This window comes from Mesorhizobium sp. M0088 (assembly GCF_040322895.1).
In the GTDB taxonomy this organism is placed as follows: Bacteria; Pseudomonadota; Alphaproteobacteria; order Rhizobiales; family Rhizobiaceae; genus Mesorhizobium.
In genome coordinates, this window is sequence record NZ_JAMYUI010000004.1 from 161,685 (window position 1) to 180,795 (window position 19,111).

Consider the following 19,111-nt stretch of genomic DNA (forward strand, 5'->3'; position numbering starts at 1 on the left):
CATGGAGACGGCGATGACAGGCGCGAATTTCCGGCTGACGACGAAGGACTTCGCCGTCCTCGAGATCATGCTGGAGCGTTGGCGGGCTTTCGCGGATCCGATTGTTCCAATGCTTGAAGAGAAGCTTTCCAAAGCCGAGGTCGTCGCGATCGATTCGGTCGGATCCGATATCGTGACGCTGAACAGCAGGCTGGTGTTTCGTGTCGATGCCGGCCCTGCCGAGACCCGAACTCTGGTGCAGAATGAGGTGCGCGGTCCGGTCGGCTCCAGCCTGTCGATCATGACAAGGCGGGGGCTTTGCATGCTCGGCATGGCCGAGGGTCAGACTGCATGGATCGAACAGGCCGACGGCAGGCGGGAGTCGGTCCTGATCGCGACCGTGCTCTACCAGCCGGAGGCCGCGCGGCGTGCCGTCAGGGAGAAATCCCGAGACGAGGCGCGACGGCCGCATGGGCTCACCCTCGTCTACAGCGCCGCAGCCGATTGGCGGCCCCTTGGCGAAAGGGCCGGAATGCGGCAGACAGGGGATGACGACCCCGGTCCCACGGCGGCGTGAACAGGCAACACTGCACGATCCCGAAAGTCGGCATCGATTTTCGCAGGGGATCGTGCGCAAATCGGAAATGCGGCCGCGTCCAGGCGTCCTCAAGGACGTGCGGCGGCAAGGAGTGAACGATGAAGATCATGGTGCTGGGCGGTGGCGTCATCGGAGTGACCACGGCGTACTTTCTTGCCGAGGCCGGCCACGAGGTGACGGTTCTCGACCGCCAGAAAGGCCCGGCGCTGGAAACCAGCTTCGCCAATGCCGGCGAGATTTCGCCCGGCTACGCCTCGCCCTGGGCCGGACCCGGCATTCCGCTGAAGGCGATCAAATGGCTGCTGATGAAGCATGGCCCGCTGGTGGTGCGGCCGGCCTTCGACCCGCATATGTGGACATGGCTGATCAAGATGCTGCGCAACTGCACGGCCGAGCGCTATGCGATCAACAAGGCACGCATGGTGCCGCTCGCCGAATACAGCCGCGACACGCTGAAGGCGCTGCGCGAAGCGACCGGCATCGCCTATGACGAGCGCACCCAGGGCACGCTGCAGCTGTTTCGCACGCAAAAGCAGCTCGACGGCACCGGCGGCGATGTCGAGGTGCTGAAGAAGTATGGCGTGCCTTACGAGATCCTCGACCAGGACGGCTGCATCGCGGCTGAGCCTGGCCTTGCCGGGGTGCGCGAAAAGTTCGTCGGCGGCCTCAGGCTGCCGCACGACGAGACCGGCGACTGCAAGATGTTCACCGACAGGCTGGCCGAACTCTGTGTGGCCCGCGGCGTCAAGTTCGAGTACGACGTGACGATCTGGCGCGTCATCCGCAGCCGCAACCGCATCGCCAATCTCAGCACCAGCAAGGGCTGGAAGACCGCCGACGCCTATGTGATGGCGCTGGGCAGCTATTCGGCAGGTTTCATGCGCCGGGTGAAGCGGCCGATCCCGGTCTATCCGGTCAAGGGCTATTCGATCACCGTGCCGATCAAGGACGCCGCCGCGGCACCGGTGTCGACGGTGATGGACGAGACCTACAAGGTGGCGATCACCCGGCTCGGCGACCGCATCCGGGTTGGTGGTACGGCCGAGATTTCCGGCTTCGACCTCAGGCTGCACGAATCGCGGCGGCGCACGCTGGAACACTCGGTTGGCGATCTCTTTCCGGGCGCCGGCGCCATGCGGGATGCGACGTTCTGGTGCGGGCTGCGGCCGATGACGCCGGATGGTCCGCCGCTGATCGGCCGCACCGAGCTTTCCAATCTCTATCTCAACACCGGCCACGGCACGCTCGGCTGGACCATGGCTTGTGGCTCGGGCAAGGTTCTGGCCGACATCATCTCCAGCCGGGTGCCTGACATCGACGTCCGCGACCTCGCGCAGGAGCGCTATCTACGGTAGAGGGTCAGAACGCCTGCCGGACCCAGTCCTCGTCGAAAAGCAGCCGGTAGGCCCACGGAATCGTTACATTGGTGGCGACCGGATTGGAGTGCGCGACATAGTCGTCATAGATCGGCTTCATCCTGGTGTAGAAGGCCGGATCGAGTACCATCATGCCGTTCTCACTGTCGTGGAAGAAGCTGCGGTTGTTGAGATTGACCGACGAGATGGCGACCAACCTTTCGTCGATCATCATGATCTTGGAATGCAGCACCACGTCAGGCGCCTTGAACTCGCGGATGTTGATGCGGTCGCCATATTTCTCGACGAACAGCTTGTTGAGCGCGGTGAGAAACTTGCCGCCGATATCGCCCTTGAGATCGATGCGGCCGACAATGTCGATCCTGACGCCGCGGGCGAGCGCCCGGTCAACAGCCTGGGCAAGCTTGGGCGTCAGGTTGAGGTAGGGATTGACGATCTGGATATGGTGCTGGGCAGCGTCGACCAGTTCGACGAAATAGTCCTCCAGCGCATGGCCGTCCTCGTAAGGCACCGAAATGAAGTGTCGTGCCGTGCCTGACGGGCGGGCGCCGTCGGACCGGACCGGAATGGAGAAGGGGCGCGCCAGATTGGTGTCGGCGTCGCGCAGCCACACTGTCGAAAGATGCGCAGCCAGCATTTCGACCGTGGCCGGATCGGCGAACTCGATGTCGAAGTCGCTCCAGTTCGAATAGTAGTTCAGCGAGAGCCCGTCGGTCTTGCCGTATTGCTCAAGATCGGGATAGCGCGACAGATCGATCGGCTGGTGAAACAGGAAGCCGTCATGGATGTTGCGGCCGCCGATGATGGCGCGCGAGCGCCGTGGATCGTCGGCAAGCGTCGCCAGCATCTTGACGTGATGGACCTTGTGCAATTGTGAAATCTGCTCGTCGATCGGCGCGCCCCGGTCCGCCCGCCAGCGATATTCCTGCAGCTCGACATTGGGGAATTCGGCCGCCAGCCGATGCAGCATGGCGTCGTCCTTGTCGCGCTCCAGCACGTCGGTGACCAGGATGCGCACCTTGGTGCCGAGGGCCGCATGATGACGGATCAGCCGTTCGATGATGCGGCCGGAAAAGTCGGCCTTGAACTCCAGGGACGACAGATAGATCAGCTTCAGCCTTGGCGCCTTGGAGAAGTCGAGCGGCAGCTCCGGGTCGCCCTTGTCGATGGCGCTGTCGGACAGCGGCGCTCCCATCAGCGCCTCGACCTTGGCGTTGAAGCCATCGCGCGATTTGCGCAGCAGGCGCGGCTTTCCGATCGGCAAGGCGCAGGTCTGCGACAGCCAGCGGCTGGCATAGAAGGCGCGGCTGAGCGCATCGAGGCCGGTGGGGTTAGGCGTCGTGCAACGCTCGTAGCGACTGTCGAAGGCGGCGAGAGCCGGATCGGCGGCCTCTTCGCGCCGAATGGTGAGCGGCGCGCCGGCCGGGGCAAGGCTGGAGCGGATCCTTGCGGTGCAGCGGTTCAGGCCGTCACTCGGAAACAGGCTGACCGTGTCGTCCTCGCCGGACAGGCGAAAACGGAATGCCGTGCCCATGGCGATGGTGCGTGAACCGCCGCCGGCACGGATCGCCAGCGTGCCGTCGCAGATGCCTTCGATGTCGGCCGGTTGCTTGCCGGCCTGGCGCAGCACGACCTCGACGCTGCACGCCTGCAGGCCGGAGAAATCGAAGATCCTGGGCGCCGAGGGCCGCGCAGCCGCATCGATGTAGAGTGTCTGCCGCGACACCCGCCAGCGTCCATCGAAATGGCCCTCGCCGCTGCTGGCGCCGGCTGGCGGCAGATGCGTTTCGGCAACCGGTCCGGCCAGTTTTTGCAGTGTCCGGTAGGTCGCCTGGAAATCGCTGTTGGCGATCTCATGCCGGTCATGGCCGAAAGGGCCGGTGCCGTTGGCGCGGTCCATGGCGCCAAGCTGGTGGTGGGCGAGCAGCGCCAGGAAGCGTTTTTCATAGTCGCTCGTGCCGGCGTCACCGAAAAACTGCGCGGCGGCGATCCGCGGCCCAGCTGTCTCGGCGGAGAGCGCGGGTCGCGCGCAAGCGCTCTGGCCTTGCAGGAGATCGCAGGCATTGCGGCCAGCGCCGGCACAGCCGGCAAGGACAGCCAGCCCGAACAGAACGATGGCGATGGATGCGCGACCCTTCACCCGGCGACTCCGGCCTTCAGGGCGCTCAATTGCGCGGGATCGCGCGGCGGCATGAAGCCCTGCGGGAAGACCTTGCAAACGGGAATGGCGAAGGTGGCGATCAACAGTTCGGCCTCGCCGCGCATTTTGCGTGGCGTTGTCTTGTCGTCGCGGATCGCTTTCGCCGAGGCGACCAGGGTGCCGTCGCAGTCGCAATGGTTGTGGCGGGCGATGTAGCAGGCATCATGCGTCTGGCAGACCGCGTCGAGGCGGTCGGCCGGCCGGGCCGACAGGTCGCCGGTGCGGGTGCCGGGGCCGCAATAATTGCCGAGAACGAAAGGCGAAGGCCGCGCCATTGCGTAGCGGATCGGCTTGGGCAGCTCGGCCTCCGGGACCTTCGTCCACGGGTTGGCGCAAGCGGAAACGAGAAGCAGCGGCAGGATGGCAAGAACGGCTCGCATGTCTATCCGCGCCAGCTTTCTGAAAGATCTCTCCGCGTGCGGCGTCCGCCCACAGCCGGCGACCGCACGCCTGATGCCACACTGGCCGGTTTTGTGGCAAGGAAAAGGCGGCACGGCTACAGCGCATCGCGTTTGACCGGATTCATGCGATGCGCTTTGGCGTCTTTGTTTTATGCATGTCGTCCTCCCAAAACCGAGATCACTTTTGGGCGACATGCATCAGACGAACAGGTTTCGCTCCCGCTCAACCATCTTGGTGATGAAGCTGGCGACGATCTGGACGCGGCGCAGCGGCCTGACCGATTCGTGATAGACCAGCCAGTAGGCACGGCGGATCGGCGCGACCACGTCGACGGGTACCAATTCCGGCATCGAGCGGGCGACGAAGGTGTGCAGGATGCCGATGCCGGCGCCCGAGCGCACCGCCTCGGCCTGGCCGAGCGCCGAGGAGATGGCGAAACTGGTGCGCCAGTCGGCGCTGAATTCGCCCGCATAGTCGAGCGAGGGACTGACGATGAGGTCGGGTACGTAGCCAATGAGCGTGTGCTGGCCGAGCTCGGCGGCGGTTTTGGGCAAGCCATGCGCTTCAGCATAAGCGCACGAGGCAAACAGGCCGAGCGAGTAGTCGACCAGCTTTCCCGCCACCAGCCGGCCTTCTGTCGGCCGCTCGACGGTGATGGCGATGTCCGCCTCGCGGCGCGACAAGGAAAAGGAGCGCGGCACCGGCACAAGCTGGATCGTCAGCTCGCGGTGCAGGGCGGTCAGTTCGCCGAGGCGCTTGGCCAGGAAGGCGACACCAAAACCATCAGGCGCGCCAATGCGCACCGTGCCGGAAACGTCGTCGCCTTCGCCTGAAATGGTCGAGCGCGCGGCGATCATGTCGCCCTCCATACGCTCGGCAACGTCGAGAAAACGCTCGCCGGCGGGCGTCAGCTCGCTGCCGGTGGTCAAGCGGCGAAACAGCTTTGTCCGCAGCGCTTCCTCGAGTGCGGCGATGCGGCGCGAGACGGTGGCGTGGTTGAGCTCCAGCCGCTTGGCCGCGCCAAGGATCTGGCCTGCGCGCGCCACGGCGAGGAAGATGCGGACGTCATCCCAGTTCATCTTACCCTCCCCCTTGTGGGGGTCCGAAGGACGGGCGAGACCCGTGGCTCGCCCCGGTAGATCGATCCGCGTAGCGGAGCGGGGTGGGGGTGACGCTGGCGCCAGACCCCCACCCCGTCGAACGATCTCCGCTTCGCTCCGACCGCTCGCCGACCCTCCCCACAAGGGGGAGGGTGAAGGCTGGGGGAATGTCCCGCAGGACAGAGGGGGGCGCGAAGGAACTCAACCTGTCAATCCTCGGGCATCGTCTCGTGATCCCACCATTTGCGGGAATTGATGCTCGCTCGTCAATCGTTATCTATTCTCCGCACAACGGTTGCGTTCTCCTTCGCGTTGCCATCCGCCGGCCAAAGGCGGACAATGCAGCATCACAAACAAGGGAGAGAAATCATGATCGACTATGGTCATTTCATTGGCGGCAAGCATGTCGCCGGGGCCAGCGGCCGCAAGCAGGATGTCATGCAGCCGATGGACGGCTCCGTGCGCGGCACGGTGGCGTTGGCCTCGCAGGCGGAACTGCGCGCGGCGGTCGAGAATGCCAAGGCAGCGCAGCCGAAATGGGCCGCGACCAACCCGCAGCGCCGCGTGCGCGTGCTGATGAAGTTTCTCGAACTGGTCGCGCGCGACTATGACGAACTGGCCGACATCCTGGCGCGCGAGCACGGCAAGACGATCGCCGACGCCAAGGGAGACATCCAGCGCGGCCTCGAAGTGGTCGAGGTCTGCATCGGCGCACCGCACATGATGAAGGGCGAATTCACCGACGGCGCCGGCCCCGGCATCGACGTCTATTCGATGCGCCAGCCGCTCGGCGTCGTCGCCGGCATCACGCCGTTCAACTTCCCGGCGATGATCCCGCTGTGGAAGATCGCGCCGGCCATCGCCTGCGGCAACGCCTTCATCCTGAAACCGTCGGAACGCGATCCGGGCGTGCCGATGCGCATTGCCGAACTGTTCCTCGAAGCCGGCCTGCCGGCAGGCATCCTCAATGTCGTCAATGGCGACAAGGACGTGGTCGACGCCATCCTCGACGATCCCGATATCAAGGCCATCGGCTTTGTCGGCTCGACGCCGATCGCCCACTACATCTATTCGCGCGGCACGGCCGCCGGCAAACGCGTGCAGTGCTTCGGCGGTGCCAAGAACCACATGATCATCATGCCCGATGCCGACATGGACCAGACCGTCGATGCGCTGATCGGCGCCGGCTACGGCTCGGCCGGCGAGCGCTGCATGGCGATCTCGGTCGCCGTCCCGGTCGGCAACGATACCGCCAACCGGCTGATGGAAAAGCTGATCCCGCGCGTCGAGAGCCTGAAGGTCGGTCCTTCGACGGACTCTTCCGCCGATTTCGGCCCGCTGGTGACGGCGCAGGCATTGGAACGGGTCAAGGGCTACGTGGATACCGGCGTCAAGGAAGGCGCCAAGCTGGTCGTCGACGGCCGCGGCTTCTCCATGCAGGGCTATGAAGACGGCTACTATATGGGTGGCTGCCTGTTCGACAACGTCACCGCGGACATGCGTATCTACAAGGAAGAGATCTTCGGGCCGGTGCTCTCTGTTGTGCGCGCCCCGACCTATGAGAGCGCGATCAAGCTCGCCAACGATCACGAGATGGGCAATGGCGTCGCCATCTTCACCCGTGACGGCGATGCCGCGCGCGACTTTGCAAGCCGTGTCCAGGTCGGCATGGTGGGCATCAATGTGCCGATCCCGGTGCCGATCGCCTACTACACGTTCGGCGGCTGGAAGGCATCTTCGTTCGGCGATCTCAACCAGCACGGCCCGGACGCGTTCCGCTTCTATACCAAGACCAAGACGGTGACCTCGCGCTGGCCGTCCGGCATCAAGGATGGTGCCGAATTCGTCATCCCGACGATGAACTGACCGGACGATTTCTTGGTTGCGCGTCCTCGCCTTCGGCTGCGGTCGCGCGGGCGGGCATCAAGGATGGTGCCGAATTCGTCATCCCGACGATGAATTGACCGGACAACAAATTGATTTGGATTAAGGCCCGGGCGCTCGTGCCCGGGCGTTTTTTTGCAATCCGGTGGCGCCTATCCGCTTGAACGCTAATGTGATGGAACCAAGTAGGTTCTGCCGTCTTGGTCTGCAGTCCTGCCGCAAGGAGGTACGGCAGATCAAGCAACGGCGCTGGCGACAGCTTCGGGGACATCGTCTGGCGCAAGGAGGTGTCAGATGACCCGTCTTGTGGCAACGCTATTTTTCGCGGCGGTTTCCGCGTTCCCCGCCGTCCCGGCGCTGGCGGAGCAATGCGCGGCCCGTGCGGATATGATCAAAGCGCTCGGGGAAAAATTCCACGAAAGCGAGGCGGCGCGCGGCCTGGTCAACCCGAGCCTGATTCTTGAGATATTCGTCTCCGACCAGGGCACCTGGACAATTCTTGCCACCGACACGCATGGTCAGAGCTGCGTCATCACGGCAGGCGAAGGCTGGGACGGTCCGTTGATGGCGGCGGCTGCCTTGCCCGGGACTTGACCCGAGCTTCGAGGAAGCGCCGGCGACGAAAGCGCACCGGATATAAAAGGACGTTCAGCGCGTGGCGGCCGTCTCGGCGTGGCCGCGCAGCAGCGCCATCAGGCGTTTGGCGTCCTTGGCCGCGGCCTCCTCGTCGCCGGCAAGGATCGAGCGGATCAGCGCGACATGGTGCTCGGCGGATTCTGCAAGACCGGTCTCGGCCTTGTAGCGGAACCAGAAGCGGCGGCTGTGGGTCTGCAAGGGGGCGGCCAGACGGGCGGCGAAGGGATTGTCGGCAGCCAGCGCCAGCGCTTCGTCGAGAGCCTTGTCGGCCTGGATGAAGGCAAGCACGTTGCCCGAGATCACCGCTTTCTGCATCGCAAGGGCTGCTTCGTGAAACAGGTCGGCGGCTTCGCGGGTGACGAAGCGGGCGGCCGAGCGGGCCAGCACCACCTCGACGCCGCGACGTGCATCGAGGACGCGCAACCAGTCGCCGGGATGGAGCGGGGCGATGGCGATGCCGGCGCGCGGCCTGACGTCGAGCAGCCCTTCCCATGCCAGCCGCTGGATCGCCTCGCGCACCGGTGTCCTGCCAAGCCCGAGCCTGTCGATCAGGGCGCCCTCGGTGACGAAGCTTGCCGGGGCCAGTTCGAGCGTGACGATCATGTGCTCGAGCACATGGTAGGCCCTGGTCGCGGCCGGCTCTGCCGAGGTGCTTGCAGCCATGGATATCAAATGCGCTCTCCTGATATATCTTGAATATATCATAACGGAATCCGCATTGACAGCGGGTTTGTTAATAGATATACCACTGATATATCAGATGGAGAGATGATCATGTGGACCGGAGTTTTTCCCGCCGTCACGACTAAATTCACCGCGGATGATCGTCTCGATCATGCCGAGATGGAGCGCTGCTTCAGCATGCAGATGGAGGCCGGCTGCGACGGCATCATCGTCTGCGGATCGCTCGGCGAGGGGCCGATGCTGTCGCCCGACGAGAAGATCGAGGTGCTGAAGACCGCACAGAAGGTCGCCGGCAAGAAGCCGGTGCTGCTGACCGTCAACGAGGCCGGCACACGCGAGGCGGCCAGCATCGCCAAGCGCGCGAGCCGGGAAGGCGCCAATGGCCTCATGGTCGTGCCGAGCCCGATCTACCACACCAATGCGGAAGAGACGGTCGCGGCGCTGCGCGCGGTCGCGCAGGCGGGCGACCTGCCGGTCATGATCTACTCCAACCGGCTTGCCTACCGCGTCGACGTCACCGTCGACCAGATGGAGGAGCTGGCGTCGGACAAGCGCTTTGTCGCGATCAAGGAATCCTCCGACGACATCCGTCGTTCGACCGAGATCATCAATCGCCTGGGCACTCGCTACGACCTGTTCACCGGCGTCGACAATCTGGCCTTCGAGGCGCTGTCGGTCGGCGCCATCGGCTGGGTGGCGGGACTGGTCACAGCCTTCCCGCGCGAGACCGTCGCCATCTTCCAGCTGATGAAGCAGGGCCGCCGCGAGGAGGCGCTCGCCATCTACCGCTGGTTCCGGCCGCTGCTCGATCTCGATGTCTCGACCTATCTGGTCCAAAACATCAAGCTTGCCGAAGTGTTCGCGATCAACACAAATGACCGCGTTCGCATGCCGCGCCAGCCGCTGTCGGGCGAGCGCCGCAAGGCTGTCGAGAAGATCGTCAAGGATGCGCTCGCGGTTCGGCCGAAGCTGCCGACATTTTGATGGCTTTCTTCTCCCCGTTCACGGGGAGAAGATGGCGGCAGCCAGATGAGGGGCAGCGCCTACGTGTCAGGAAATTCCAAGTCGACAGAAGCGGCGCGCCGCCCCTCATCCGCCCTTCGGGCACCTTCTCCCCGTGAACGGGGAGAAGGCTTGGACATCGCCATCATCGGTGGCGGCATCATCGGCATCTGTGCCGCTGCGTCTCTCGCCGAGGCCGGACGCCGGGTCACCGTCTTCGACCGCACCGGCATTTGCGAGGAGACGAGCTCCGGCAACGCCGCCGCCTTTGCCTTTTCCGATGTGCTGCCGCTGGCCCACAAGGGCATGATCCGGCAGCTGCCGAAATGGCTTGCCGATCCGCTCGGCCCGCTCAGCATTCCGCCCGCCTATCTGCCGAAGCTTCTGCCCTGGCTGATCCGTTTCTGGCGCGCCGGTGCGCCGGGAAAATACGAGGCGAGCCTTGCTGCTCAGGCGGGCATGATGAAGCTCGCCGAGGCGGAGTGGATGGGCCTGCTCGATCGCTCCGGCACGCGGTCGATGTTGCGCGAGGATGGCTCGCTCGAGCTCTATGAAAGCGAAGCCGAGTTCCAGGCCGGGCTGCCCGGCTGGGCGGCGCGTGAGCGTTTCGGCATCGGTTTCCGCCATGTCGAGGGCGAGGAACTGGCCGCCTTGCAGCCGGGGCTGTCGCCGCGCTTCATCAAAGGCACGTTCGTGCCGGGATGGAAGACGGTCGCCGACCCGAAACTGCTGGGCAAGGCGGTGTGGGCCTACGCACAGAGCAAGGGTGCCCGCTTTGAGATGGCCCGGATCGGCCAAGTCGCGGCGGATCAGGATGGTGCGACGCTGACATTGGCAGACGGCACGACCAGACAGGCGCGACACCTCGTCGTCGCAGCAGGCGCATGGTCTCATCTGCTGGCGAAGCAACTCGGCGATCGCATTCCGCTGGAGACCGAGCGCGGCTACAACACCACGTTGCCGACGAGTGCCTTCGACGTGAAGCGGATGCTGATCTTCTCCGGCCATGGCTTCGTCGTCACGCCGCTCGCAACGGGCCTGCGTGTCGGTGGCGCCGTCGAACTCGGCGGCATCGAGCGGCCGCCCAATTATGCCAGGTCAAAGGCGCTGCTGCAGAAGGCGCAGAAATTCCTGCCGGGGCTCGATCCCTCCGGCGGGCGCGAATGGATGGGGTTCCGCCCCTCGCTGCCGGATTCAGTGCCAGTCATCGGCGGCGCGCCGGGAAAGCGGTCGGTGGTCTATGCCTTCGGCCATGGCCATCTCGGCCTGACCCAGGCGGCGGCCACCGGACGGTTGATCAGGGATCTTGTCCTGGGGCAGACTCCACCGATCGAACTGGCCCCCTTCAGTCCGCAACGATTTTGATATTTTCGGGTTTTGATTTTCGAGGAGCGTCATGGCCAAGAAATCCTTCTTCTGCATAGACGGCCACACCTGCGGCAATCCGGTGCGGCTGGTCGCTGGGGGCGGCCCGCTGCTGCAGGGCGCGACGATGATGGAGCGGCGTGCGCATTTTCTGGCCGAGCATGACTGGATCCGCACCGGCCTGATGTTCGAGCCGCGCGGCCACGACGTGATGTCCGGTTCGATCCTCTATCCGCCGACGCGCGAGGATTGCGACATCGCCATCCTGTTCATCGAAACCTCCGGCTGCCTGCCGATGTGCGGCCATGGCACCATCGGCACGGTGACGATGGCGATCGAGCACGGTCTGATCAAGCCGAAGACGCCGGGCGTGCTTCGGCTCGACACGCCGGCCGGACTTGTCATCGCTGAATACAAACAGGTCGGCGACTATGTCGAGGAGGTGCGCATCACCAATGTGCCGTCCTTCCTCCATGCCGAGGGGCTGACAATCGAATGCCCTGGGCTCGGCGAAATCACCGTCGACGTCGCCTATGGCGGCAACTTCTACGCCATCGTCGAACCGCAGAAGAACTATCGCGACATGGCCGATTATTCGGCGGGCGACTTCATCGCCTGGAGCCCGGTGGTGCGCCAGCGGCTCAACGAGAAATATTCCTTCGTCCATCCCGAGAATCCTGGCATCAACCGGCTGTCGCACATGCTGTGGACCGGTGCTCCGACGGTGGATGGGGCGGATGCCCGCAATGCCGTGTTCTACGGCGACAAGGCGATCGACCGCTCGCCCTGCGGCACCGGCACCTCGGCGCGCATGGCGCAGCTTCATGCCAAGGGCAAACTCAAGGCCGGCGACAGCTTCGTCCATGAATCGATCATCGGTTCGCTGTTCAAGGGCAAGGTTGAAAAGGACGTCACCGTGGCCGGCAAACCGGCCATCATTCCCTCGATCGGCGGCTGGGCGCGGATGACCGGACTGAACACCATCTTCATCGACGACCGCGACCCGTTCGCGCATGGATTTGTTGTCAAGTGATGGGAATCCTGACCCTGCGGAAAGCGAGGGCTTGAAAAATGGATCATGCCAAAAACGCAAGGATTCCTTTCATCACCTAATTTTGACGGCGATTTCTTCGAAACGGAGCGCATGATGCGGTCGAATCGTCAAAGACATTGCGTTATGCCAATGGTAGGGTCCGCGATAGTCCAGGGGCCGGATGATGGAAAACGGGCAATCGGACAGCGTGCTTCGAAAACACGCATGACGATTGAAAAATGACGTTGCAATCCGGGCTCGAAACTTTACGACTAGGGGAAATACGAAAAGGAATGCGTCTGCATGGGCGACATTCCAGGGGAGCCATGTACACATGCAGTACTTTGTCCAGCAGCTTATCAACGGGCTGACGCTGGGATCGATCTATGGGCTGATCGCGATCGGCTACACGATGGTCTACGGCATCATCGGCATGATCAATTTCGCCCATGGCGACATCTTCATGGTGGGTGCCTTCACAGCACTGATCGTCTTCCTCGCCCTTGGCGCGCTGTTCTATTCCGTGCCGGTTGTGCTGGCGCTGCTGGTCATGATGATCGTGGCGATGCTGCTCACCAGCCTCTACAACTGGACGATTGAAAAAGTCGCCTACCGGCCGCTGCGCGGTTCGTTCCGACTGGCCCCGCTGATCACCGCCATCGGCATGTCGATCGCGCTGTCGAACTTCGTCCAGGTGACGCAGGGTCCCCGCAACAAGCCGATCCCGCCGATGGTCAGCCAGGTTTACAACATCAACGGCATCAGCGTGTCGCTGAAGCAGATCATCATCGTCGTCGTCACGGCGCTGCTGCTGGCGCTGTTCTGGTATCTGGTCAACAAGACCTCGCTCGGGCGAGCGCAACGGGCCTGTGAGCAGGACCGCAAGATGGCGGCGCTGCTCGGCATCGATGTCGACCGCACGATCTCGATCACCTTCATCATGGGTGCGGCCCTTGCCGCGGTCGCCGGCACTTTGTTCCTGATGTATTACGGCGTCATTGCCTTCTCGGATGGCTTCACGCCGGGCGTGAAGGCCTTCACGGCGGCGGTGCTGGGCGGCATTGGTTCGTTGCCGGGTGCTGTGCTCGGCGGGCTGATGATCGGCTTCATCGAGAGCATGTGGTCGGCATATTTCTCGATCGACTACAAGGACGTCGCGGCGTTCTCGATCCTGGCCATCGTGCTGATCTTCCTGCCTTCCGGCATATTGGGCCGGCCAGAAGTCGAAAAGGTCTGAGACCATGGCCGTCACCGTATCTCCGGAGCGCGACACCGTCGCCACGCCTATGCAGCGCGCGTTGCGCGAGTCACTTTATGCCGCTGCCATATCGTTCGGCCTGTTCGTGCTGTTCATCGGCCTGAAGACCGGTCAAAACATTTCCAATGAACTGGTCCTGACGACGCGCTGGGGCCTGCTTGCCGCCGTGGTGATCGCCACGGCCATCGGGCGCTTCCTCTATGTCGCTTATGGCCAGCCCTTCCTCGCCAACCAGAAGATCACCGACATCGCCACTGGCCTGTTGCCGGCCAGCGTGGCGTCGCGTTTCTTCCAGTTGCCGGCCTTCATTGTGGCCTTGGTCGCGGCGGTGGTGTTGTTTGCGGTCAACAGCTCTCTCGTCGGATGGGTGGGAGCCGTGCCGGCCGGCTATCTGCAGTTCCTGCGCGCCCTGGCGATCATCTACGTGCTGGCCTGCGTGATCTATTATTTCCGCGGTTTCATTCACGCCAACTTCACCAAACTCGGCATTGCCGCACTGATCCTCTATCCGATCCTGGTGGTGGCGATCCTGTCGCTGATGTCCTGGTCATTCGTCGGCGGGCTGCAAGGTTCGCTGAAATGGGTCGACAATTTCGGCATCCAGATCCTGATCTATGTGATGCTGGCCTGGGGCCTGAACATCGTCGTCGGCCTCGCCGGCCTGCTCGACCTCGGTTATGTCGCTTTCTACGCGGTCGGCGCCTATGCCTATGCGCTGCTCGGCACGCAATACGGCCTGTCGTTCTGGATCCTTTTGCCGGCCGCCGGCGCCATGGCCGCCTTCTGGGGCGTGCTGCTCGGTTTCCCGGTGCTGCGCCTGCGCGGCGACTATCTGGCGATCGTCACCTTGGCTTTCGGTGAGATCATCCGCCTGGTGCTGATCAACTGGCGTGAGGTCACCAACGGTTCGGCCGGTATTTCCGGCATCCCGAAGGTCACCTTCTTCGGCCTGATGACCTTCAACGTGTCGGACCCCAATTACATCGCCAAGGTGCTGAATCTCGCGACCTCGAGCGCCTACTACAAGATCTTCCTCTATTACCTGATCCTGGCGCTGGCGCTGCTGACAGCCTTCGTCACCATCCGGCTGCGGCGCATGCCGGTCGGCCGTGCCTGGGAAGCGTTGCGGGAGGACGAGATCGCCTGCCGCTCGCTCGGCATCAACACCACCACCACGAAGCTTACAGCCTTCGCCACGGGTGCGATGTTCGGCGGCTTCGCCGGCGCGTTCTTCGCCGCACGGCAGGGCTTCGTCAGCCCGGAATCCTTCGTCTTCCTGGAATCGGCCATCATTCTGGCCATCGTCGTTCTCGGCGGCATGGGTTCGCTGGTCGGCATTGCGGTTGCCGCCATGGTGATGATCGGCGGCACCGAGGCGCTGCGCGAACTCGACTTCCTCAAGCAGGTCTTCGGGCCGGACTTCACCCCGGAACTCTACCGTATGCTTCTGTTCGGCATGGCCATGGTCATCGTCATGCTGTGGAAGCCGCGCGGTTTCGTCGGCAGTCGTGAACCAACCGCCTTCCTGAAGGAGCGAAAGGCTGTCTCAAGCTCCTTCACCAAGGAAGGACACGGCTGATGAATGCGAACCCTGTTCAGAAGGCCAATTCCGGCGTGAACGACGCTATCCTGCAGGTCGATCATCTGTCGATGAAGTTCGGTGGCCTGGTGGCCATCGGCGATCTGTCTTTCGCCGCCAGGCGCGGCGAGATCACCGCGCTGATCGGCCCCAACGGCGCCGGCAAGACCACGGTGTTCAACTGCATCACCGGCTTTTACAAGCCGTCTGAAGGCATGATCACGCTCAACCGGAACGATGGTTCGACCTTCCTGCTCGAGCGGCTGCCCAACCATGAAATCCCGGCGCGCGCCAAGGTGGCGCGCACCTTCCAGAACATCCGCCTGTTCTCCGGCATGACCCTGCTGGAGAACCTTCTGGTCGCCCAGCACAACAAACTGATGAAGGCATCGGGCTACACGGTCCTCGGCCTTTTCGGCTTCAGCGGCTATCGCAAGGCCTCGGCCGAATCGGTGGAACTCGCCAAGCATTGGCTGGAAAAGGCCGATCTTGTCGACCGTGCCGACGACCCGGCCGGCGACCTGCCCTATGGCGCGCAGCGCCGCCTTGAGATCGCTCGCGCCATGTGCACGGGACCCGAGCTTCTGTGCCTCGACGAGCCGGCGGCCGGCCTCAATCCGAAGGAATCGGCGGCGCTCAACGAGCTGCTGATCGACATCAAGAACACATCCGGCACCTCGATCCTGTTGATCGAGCACGACATGTCGGTGGTCATGCAGATATCCGACCATGTCGTGGTGCTGGAGTACGGCCGCAAGATCTCCGACGGCAGTCCGCAGTCGGTGCGCACCGATCCGCGCGTCATCGCCGCCTATCTCGGCGTCGACGACGAGGAAGTCGAAGCGGTCCTTACCGAAGTCGGCGACGAAGATGTCATCGAACAGCTCGATACAGGGCCGGATGCCGCGCATGGTCCGGGAACGTCGTCGTCCTATCTCGCCGGGCCGGTGACCGACACGGTCGGCCATAGTTCGGGCGAGCGAGTTACGGTGGCCAAGGGAGCGTCAAAGGCCGGTCAGGTTGACGCCAGGTCGCTCGCCGCGGCAAACAAGGCAGCCTCGCTGGCAGCCGCGCCGGCAGCGAAGGCAAAGCCTGCTCCGAAAGCGGCTTCAAAGGCGGCAACCGGCGCGGCGGCGACGTCGACCGCGTCGGCCAAGCCGGCAGCCAAGGCCCCGGCAAAGGCTGGAGAGATCTCCAACCGGCTGGCGGCACCTCGCGGCGGCAAGGCCGATAATTTGACCCGCATCAAGGGCATCGGCACGGTCAACGAGAAGAAGCTCAACGATCACGGCATCTTCCACTTCGACCAGATCGGCGCCTGGAAAAAGGCCGACGTCGAGGCCGCCGAAGCCTATCTCGCCTTTGACGGACGTATCGCGCGCGAGGAATGGGTCAAGCAGGCCAGGCTGCTCGGCCAGGGCAAGGACACGGAATTCTCGCGCCGCGTCGACGCGGGCAAGGTGGCGACAAGCCATGCTTCCGCAAAGACTGCAAAGGCAGCCTCCGGAAAGACCGCGAGCAAGACCGCTGCCAAGCCCGTGGCGGGCAAGCGTGGAGGGGGCAAGTGATGGCCGCGACAACGCTGCTCGATATCAAGGGCGTGCAGACCTATTACGGCAACATCCGGGCGCTGAACGGCGTCGATGTCACCGTCAACCAAGGTGAGATCGTGGCACTGATCGGCGCCAACGGCGCCGGCAAGTCGACGCTGATGATGACCATTTTCGGCGCGCCGCGGGCTCGCGCCGGCACCATCACCTTTGCCGGCACCGACATAACCCAGATGCCGACGCACGAGATCGCGCGCATGCGCATTGCCCAGTCGCCCGAGGGCCGGCGGATCTTTCCGCGCATGACGGTGATGGAAAACCTGCAGATGGGCGCCAGCCTCGACAACCTCAAGCACTATGACGAGGACGTCGAGAAGGTGTTCACGCTGTTCCCGCGTTTGAAAGAGCGCATCACCCAGCGCGGCGGCACGCTGTCGGGCGGTGAGCAGCAGATGCTGTCGATCGGACGCGCGCTGATGGCACGGCCGAAGCTGCTTTTGCTCGACGAGCCGTCGCTGGGTCTCGCGCCGCTGATCGTCAAGCAGATATTCGACGCCATCCGCGAACTGAACCGCACCCAGGGGCTGACCGTGTTCCTGGTCGAGCAGAACGCCTTCGGCGCGCTCAAGCTCGCCACGCGCGGCTACGTCATGGTCAATGGCAATGTGACGATGAGCGGCACCGGCAAGGAACTGCTCGCCAATCCGGAAGTGCGCGCCGCCTATCTCGAAGGCGGACACCACTGAGTTCGGAGCGGAATGCGTGCATCCGCCATTCCGCTCCAAATTGTTTGTTTGTCGCATGATCTTAGTCCGGAAAGTCCGCAACTTTTCGGGGTCATGCTAAGGAGACTTCACCATGCAGGGCATTCTTTACGAGGAACCCTCGATCTGGCAGTTCTTCTTCGTCACCTGTCTGCTCGGCGGCTGGGCGGCGTGGATGACGGGCAAGGCCAGTGCTCAGACGTGGCGCAGCTTCATCCAGCTGTTCGCCTATATGCTGGGCCTCGGCATCGCGATCCGCTTCATCCATCACGCGCTGTTCGGCGGCACCATGTTCTCGCTGCACTATTATGTCGTCGACACCATCGTGCTGATGATCCTCGGCTTCGTCGGCTACCAATACACGCGCACCAACCAGATGGTGACACAGTATAATTGGCTCTACGAAAGAGCTTCACTCTTGAGCTGGAAACCGAAAGGTTGACGTTCATCATTAACGCCGTCTCGAAATTGAATCGGCGTGACAAGTGCCTGAAAATCGGCAAACTATGCTTTCTGCGATAAGGGTGGGCATCGCATGAAAGCTTCATCCACGCCCACTCCGTTAATGGGAGCGTTTAAATGAAAAAGTCACTTTTGTCCGCCGTCGCCCTGACCGCGCTTGTCGCGTTCGGCGGTGCCGCGTGGGCTGACGTAATGGTCGGCGTCGCTGGCCCGATCACCGGTCCGAATGCCGCCTTCGGCGCGCAGTTGCAGAAGGGTGCCGAAGCTGCTGTCGCCGACATCAATGCGGCTGGCGGCATCAATGGCGAGCAGATCAAGCTCGAAGTCGGCGACGACGTTTCCGATCCGAAGCAGGGCATCTCGGTCGCCAACAAGTTCGTCGGCGACGGCGTCAAGTTCGTGGTCGGTCACTTCAACTCCGGCGTCTCGATCCCGGCCTCGGAAGTCTATGCCGAGAACGGCATCGTCGAAGTGACGCCGGCCGCAACCAACCCGCAGTTCACCGAACGCGGCCTGTGGAACGTGTTCCGCACCTGCGGACGCGATGACCAGCAGGGCAGCATTGCCGGCGCTTATCTGGCCGCCAACTTCAAGGATGCCAAGATCGCCGTCGTGCACGACAAGACCACCTACGGTCAGGGCCTTGCCGACGAAACCAAGAAGGCGATGAATGCCAAGGGCCTGACGGAAGTCATGTACGAAGGCATCAATGTCGGCGACAAGGACTTCTCGGCGCTGATCGCCAAGATGAAGGAAGCCGGCGTTTCCATCATCTATTGGGGCGGCCTGCACACCGAAGCCGGCCTGATCATCCGCCAGGCCGCCGACCAGGGCCTCAAGGCGACGCTGGTCTCCGGTGACGGCATCGTGTCGAACGAGTTGGCTTCGATCGCGGGCGACGCGGTTGCGGGCACGCTCAACACGTTCGGTCCGGATCCGCGCCTGATCCCCGCCAACAAGGAACTCGTCGAGAAGTTCCGCGCGCAGGGTTTCGAACCGGAAGCCTACACGCTCTACTCCTACGCAGCCATGCAGGCGATCGCCGCGGCAGCCACCGCTGCCAAGTCGAACGATCCGCAGGCAGTTGCCAAGGCGCTGCATGAAAACGGCCCGTTCAAGACCGTGCTCGGCGACCTGTCCTATGACGCCAAGGGCGACCCGACGCTGCCCGGCTACGTCATGTACGAATGGAAGAAGGGCGACGACGGCAAGTACACCTACATCCAGAAGATGTAAGCT

At 63.4% G+C, this 19,111-nt stretch carries 17 protein-coding genes; 13 read left to right on the plus strand and 4 right to left on the minus strand.

What is annotated here, in order from left to right; genetic code table 11:
• Window positions 1-13 precede the first annotated feature (13 nt).
• Both NKJ67_RS06585 and NKJ67_RS06590 read left to right on the plus strand, forming a co-directional pair.
• Window positions 14-556, plus strand: a complete 543-nt coding sequence (locus tag NKJ67_RS06585; protein WP_245469536.1) for a GreA/GreB family elongation factor — start codon at window positions 14-16, stop codon at window positions 554-556.
• Between the two features lie 119 nt (window positions 557-675).
• Window positions 676-1,932: a D-amino acid dehydrogenase gene (locus NKJ67_RS06590; RefSeq protein ID WP_024502886.1), complete on the plus strand. Its 1,257-nt coding sequence runs from the start codon at window positions 676-678 to the stop codon at window positions 1,930-1,932.
• A 4-nt stretch (window positions 1,933-1,936) separates the two neighbouring features.
• Here NKJ67_RS06590 and NKJ67_RS06595 read toward each other — a convergent pair whose 3' ends face one another.
• The 3 genes from NKJ67_RS06595 to NKJ67_RS06605 all read right to left on the minus strand — a co-directional run bounded on the left by NKJ67_RS06595 (window position 1,937) and on the right by NKJ67_RS06605 (window position 5,634).
• Window positions 1,937-4,093 (minus strand): phospholipase D-like domain-containing protein, encoded by a 2,157-nt coding sequence (locus tag NKJ67_RS06595; protein ID WP_352580863.1) that lies wholly within the window; start codon window positions 4,091-4,093, stop codon window positions 1,937-1,939.
• Entirely contained in the window at window positions 4,090-4,533 is a 444-nt protein-coding gene (locus NKJ67_RS06600; protein ID WP_352580864.1) for a phospholipase A2 family protein, read from the minus strand. Before NKJ67_RS06600 ends, NKJ67_RS06595 begins: the two co-directional genes overlap by 4 nt.
• A 219-nt stretch (window positions 4,534-4,752) precedes the next feature.
• Entirely contained in the window at window positions 4,753-5,634 is an 882-nt protein-coding gene (locus NKJ67_RS06605; RefSeq protein WP_352580865.1) for a LysR family transcriptional regulator, read from the minus strand.
• A gap of 390 nt (window positions 5,635-6,024) precedes the next feature.
• Between NKJ67_RS06605 and NKJ67_RS06610 the strand changes: the two genes are divergently transcribed.
• Window positions 6,025-7,521, plus strand: coding sequence for a CoA-acylating methylmalonate-semialdehyde dehydrogenase (locus NKJ67_RS06610; protein ID WP_292455985.1), 1,497 nt, complete (start codon window positions 6,025-6,027; stop codon window positions 7,519-7,521).
• A 312-nt stretch (window positions 7,522-7,833) separates the two neighbouring features.
• Window positions 7,834-8,133, plus strand: coding sequence for a hypothetical protein (locus NKJ67_RS06615; RefSeq protein WP_352580866.1), 300 nt, complete (start codon window positions 7,834-7,836; stop codon window positions 8,131-8,133).
• Between the two features lie 54 nt (window positions 8,134-8,187).
• Here NKJ67_RS06615 and NKJ67_RS06620 read toward each other — a convergent pair whose 3' ends face one another.
• Entirely contained in the window at window positions 8,188-8,880 is a 693-nt protein-coding gene (locus NKJ67_RS06620) for a GntR family transcriptional regulator (protein ID WP_502905181.1), read from the minus strand.
• Between the two features lie 69 nt (window positions 8,881-8,949).
• Between NKJ67_RS06620 and NKJ67_RS06625 the strand changes: the two genes are divergently transcribed.
• From NKJ67_RS06625 to NKJ67_RS06665, 9 genes are all read left to right on the plus strand, one after another.
• On the plus strand, window positions 8,950-9,843 hold the full coding sequence (locus tag NKJ67_RS06625) for a dihydrodipicolinate synthase family protein (protein WP_352580867.1): 894 nt from the start codon (window positions 8,950-8,952) through the stop codon (window positions 9,841-9,843).
• Between the two features lie 45 nt (window positions 9,844-9,888).
• Complete coding sequence (locus tag NKJ67_RS06630; protein ID WP_352580868.1) at window positions 9,889-11,226, plus strand: NAD(P)/FAD-dependent oxidoreductase; 1,338 nt, start codon at window positions 9,889-9,891, stop codon at window positions 11,224-11,226.
• Window positions 11,227-11,257: 31 nt separating this feature from the next.
• A complete protein-coding gene (locus NKJ67_RS06635) occupies window positions 11,258-12,259 on the plus strand; it encodes a 4-hydroxyproline epimerase (RefSeq protein ID WP_352580869.1) in 1,002 nt (333 codons plus the stop codon).
• Window positions 12,260-12,593: 334 nt separating this feature from the next.
• A complete protein-coding gene (locus NKJ67_RS06640; RefSeq protein ID WP_127267457.1) occupies window positions 12,594-13,496 on the plus strand; it encodes a branched-chain amino acid ABC transporter permease in 903 nt (300 codons plus the stop codon).
• 4 nt (window positions 13,497-13,500) lie between these two features.
• Complete coding sequence (livM, locus tag NKJ67_RS06645; RefSeq protein WP_127267456.1) at window positions 13,501-15,096, plus strand: high-affinity branched-chain amino acid ABC transporter permease LivM; 1,596 nt, start codon at window positions 13,501-13,503, stop codon at window positions 15,094-15,096.
• Window positions 15,096-16,664, plus strand: a complete 1,569-nt coding sequence (locus tag NKJ67_RS06650) for an ATP-binding cassette domain-containing protein (protein WP_352580870.1) — start codon at window positions 15,096-15,098, stop codon at window positions 16,662-16,664. The genes livM and NKJ67_RS06650 overlap by 1 nt, the downstream gene beginning before the upstream one ends.
• Window positions 16,664-17,392 carry an ABC transporter ATP-binding protein gene (locus NKJ67_RS06655; protein WP_027037230.1) on the plus strand — a complete coding sequence of 243 codons (729 nt, stop codon included), beginning with the start codon at window positions 16,664-16,666 and terminating at the stop codon, window positions 17,390-17,392. The genes NKJ67_RS06650 and NKJ67_RS06655 overlap by 1 nt, the downstream gene beginning before the upstream one ends.
• A gap of 112 nt (window positions 17,393-17,504) precedes the next feature.
• The gene (locus tag NKJ67_RS06660; RefSeq protein ID WP_023811804.1) at window positions 17,505-17,852 is read left to right on the plus strand and encodes a DUF6867 family protein; all 348 of its coding nucleotides are present in this window, start codon (window positions 17,505-17,507) and stop codon (window positions 17,850-17,852) included.
• Window positions 17,853-17,989: 137 nt separating this feature from the next.
• Complete coding sequence (locus NKJ67_RS06665; RefSeq protein WP_027037229.1) at window positions 17,990-19,108, plus strand: branched-chain amino acid ABC transporter substrate-binding protein; 1,119 nt, start codon at window positions 17,990-17,992, stop codon at window positions 19,106-19,108.
• The last annotated feature ends 3 nt before the right edge of the window (window positions 19,109-19,111 follow it).

Excerpts from the sequence above, each read along its gene's own strand:
- NKJ67_RS06585 (WP_245469536.1), top strand. The coding sequence starts at position 14 with ATGACAGGCGCGAATTTCCGGCTGACGACGAAGGACTTCGCCGTCCTC.
- NKJ67_RS06590 (WP_024502886.1), top strand. The coding sequence starts at position 676 with ATGAAGATCATGGTGCTGGGCGGTGGCGTCATCGGAGTGACCACGGCG.
- NKJ67_RS06600 (WP_352580864.1), bottom strand. The coding sequence starts at position 4,533 with ATGCGAGCCGTTCTTGCCATCCTGCCGCTGCTTCTCGTTTCCGCTTGC.
- NKJ67_RS06605 (WP_352580865.1), bottom strand. The coding sequence starts at position 5,634 with ATGAACTGGGATGACGTCCGCATCTTCCTCGCCGTGGCGCGCGCAGGC.
- NKJ67_RS06610 (WP_292455985.1), top strand. The coding sequence starts at position 6,025 with ATGATCGACTATGGTCATTTCATTGGCGGCAAGCATGTCGCCGGGGCC.
- NKJ67_RS06615 (WP_352580866.1), top strand. The coding sequence starts at position 7,834 with ATGACCCGTCTTGTGGCAACGCTATTTTTCGCGGCGGTTTCCGCGTTC.
- NKJ67_RS06620 (WP_502905181.1), bottom strand. The coding sequence starts at position 8,880 with ATGATATATTCAAGATATATCAGGAGAGCGCATTTGATATCCATGGCT.
- NKJ67_RS06625 (WP_352580867.1), top strand. The coding sequence starts at position 8,950 with ATGTGGACCGGAGTTTTTCCCGCCGTCACGACTAAATTCACCGCGGAT.
- NKJ67_RS06630 (WP_352580868.1), top strand. The coding sequence starts at position 9,889 with ATGAGGGGCAGCGCCTACGTGTCAGGAAATTCCAAGTCGACAGAAGCG.
- NKJ67_RS06635 (WP_352580869.1), top strand. The coding sequence starts at position 11,258 with ATGGCCAAGAAATCCTTCTTCTGCATAGACGGCCACACCTGCGGCAAT.
- NKJ67_RS06640 (WP_127267457.1), top strand. The coding sequence starts at position 12,594 with ATGCAGTACTTTGTCCAGCAGCTTATCAACGGGCTGACGCTGGGATCG.
- livM (WP_127267456.1), top strand. The coding sequence starts at position 13,501 with ATGGCCGTCACCGTATCTCCGGAGCGCGACACCGTCGCCACGCCTATG.
- NKJ67_RS06650 (WP_352580870.1), top strand. The coding sequence starts at position 15,096 with ATGAATGCGAACCCTGTTCAGAAGGCCAATTCCGGCGTGAACGACGCT.
- NKJ67_RS06655 (WP_027037230.1), top strand. The coding sequence starts at position 16,664 with ATGGCCGCGACAACGCTGCTCGATATCAAGGGCGTGCAGACCTATTAC.
- NKJ67_RS06660 (WP_023811804.1), top strand. The coding sequence starts at position 17,505 with ATGCAGGGCATTCTTTACGAGGAACCCTCGATCTGGCAGTTCTTCTTC.
- NKJ67_RS06665 (WP_027037229.1), top strand. The coding sequence starts at position 17,990 with ATGAAAAAGTCACTTTTGTCCGCCGTCGCCCTGACCGCGCTTGTCGCG.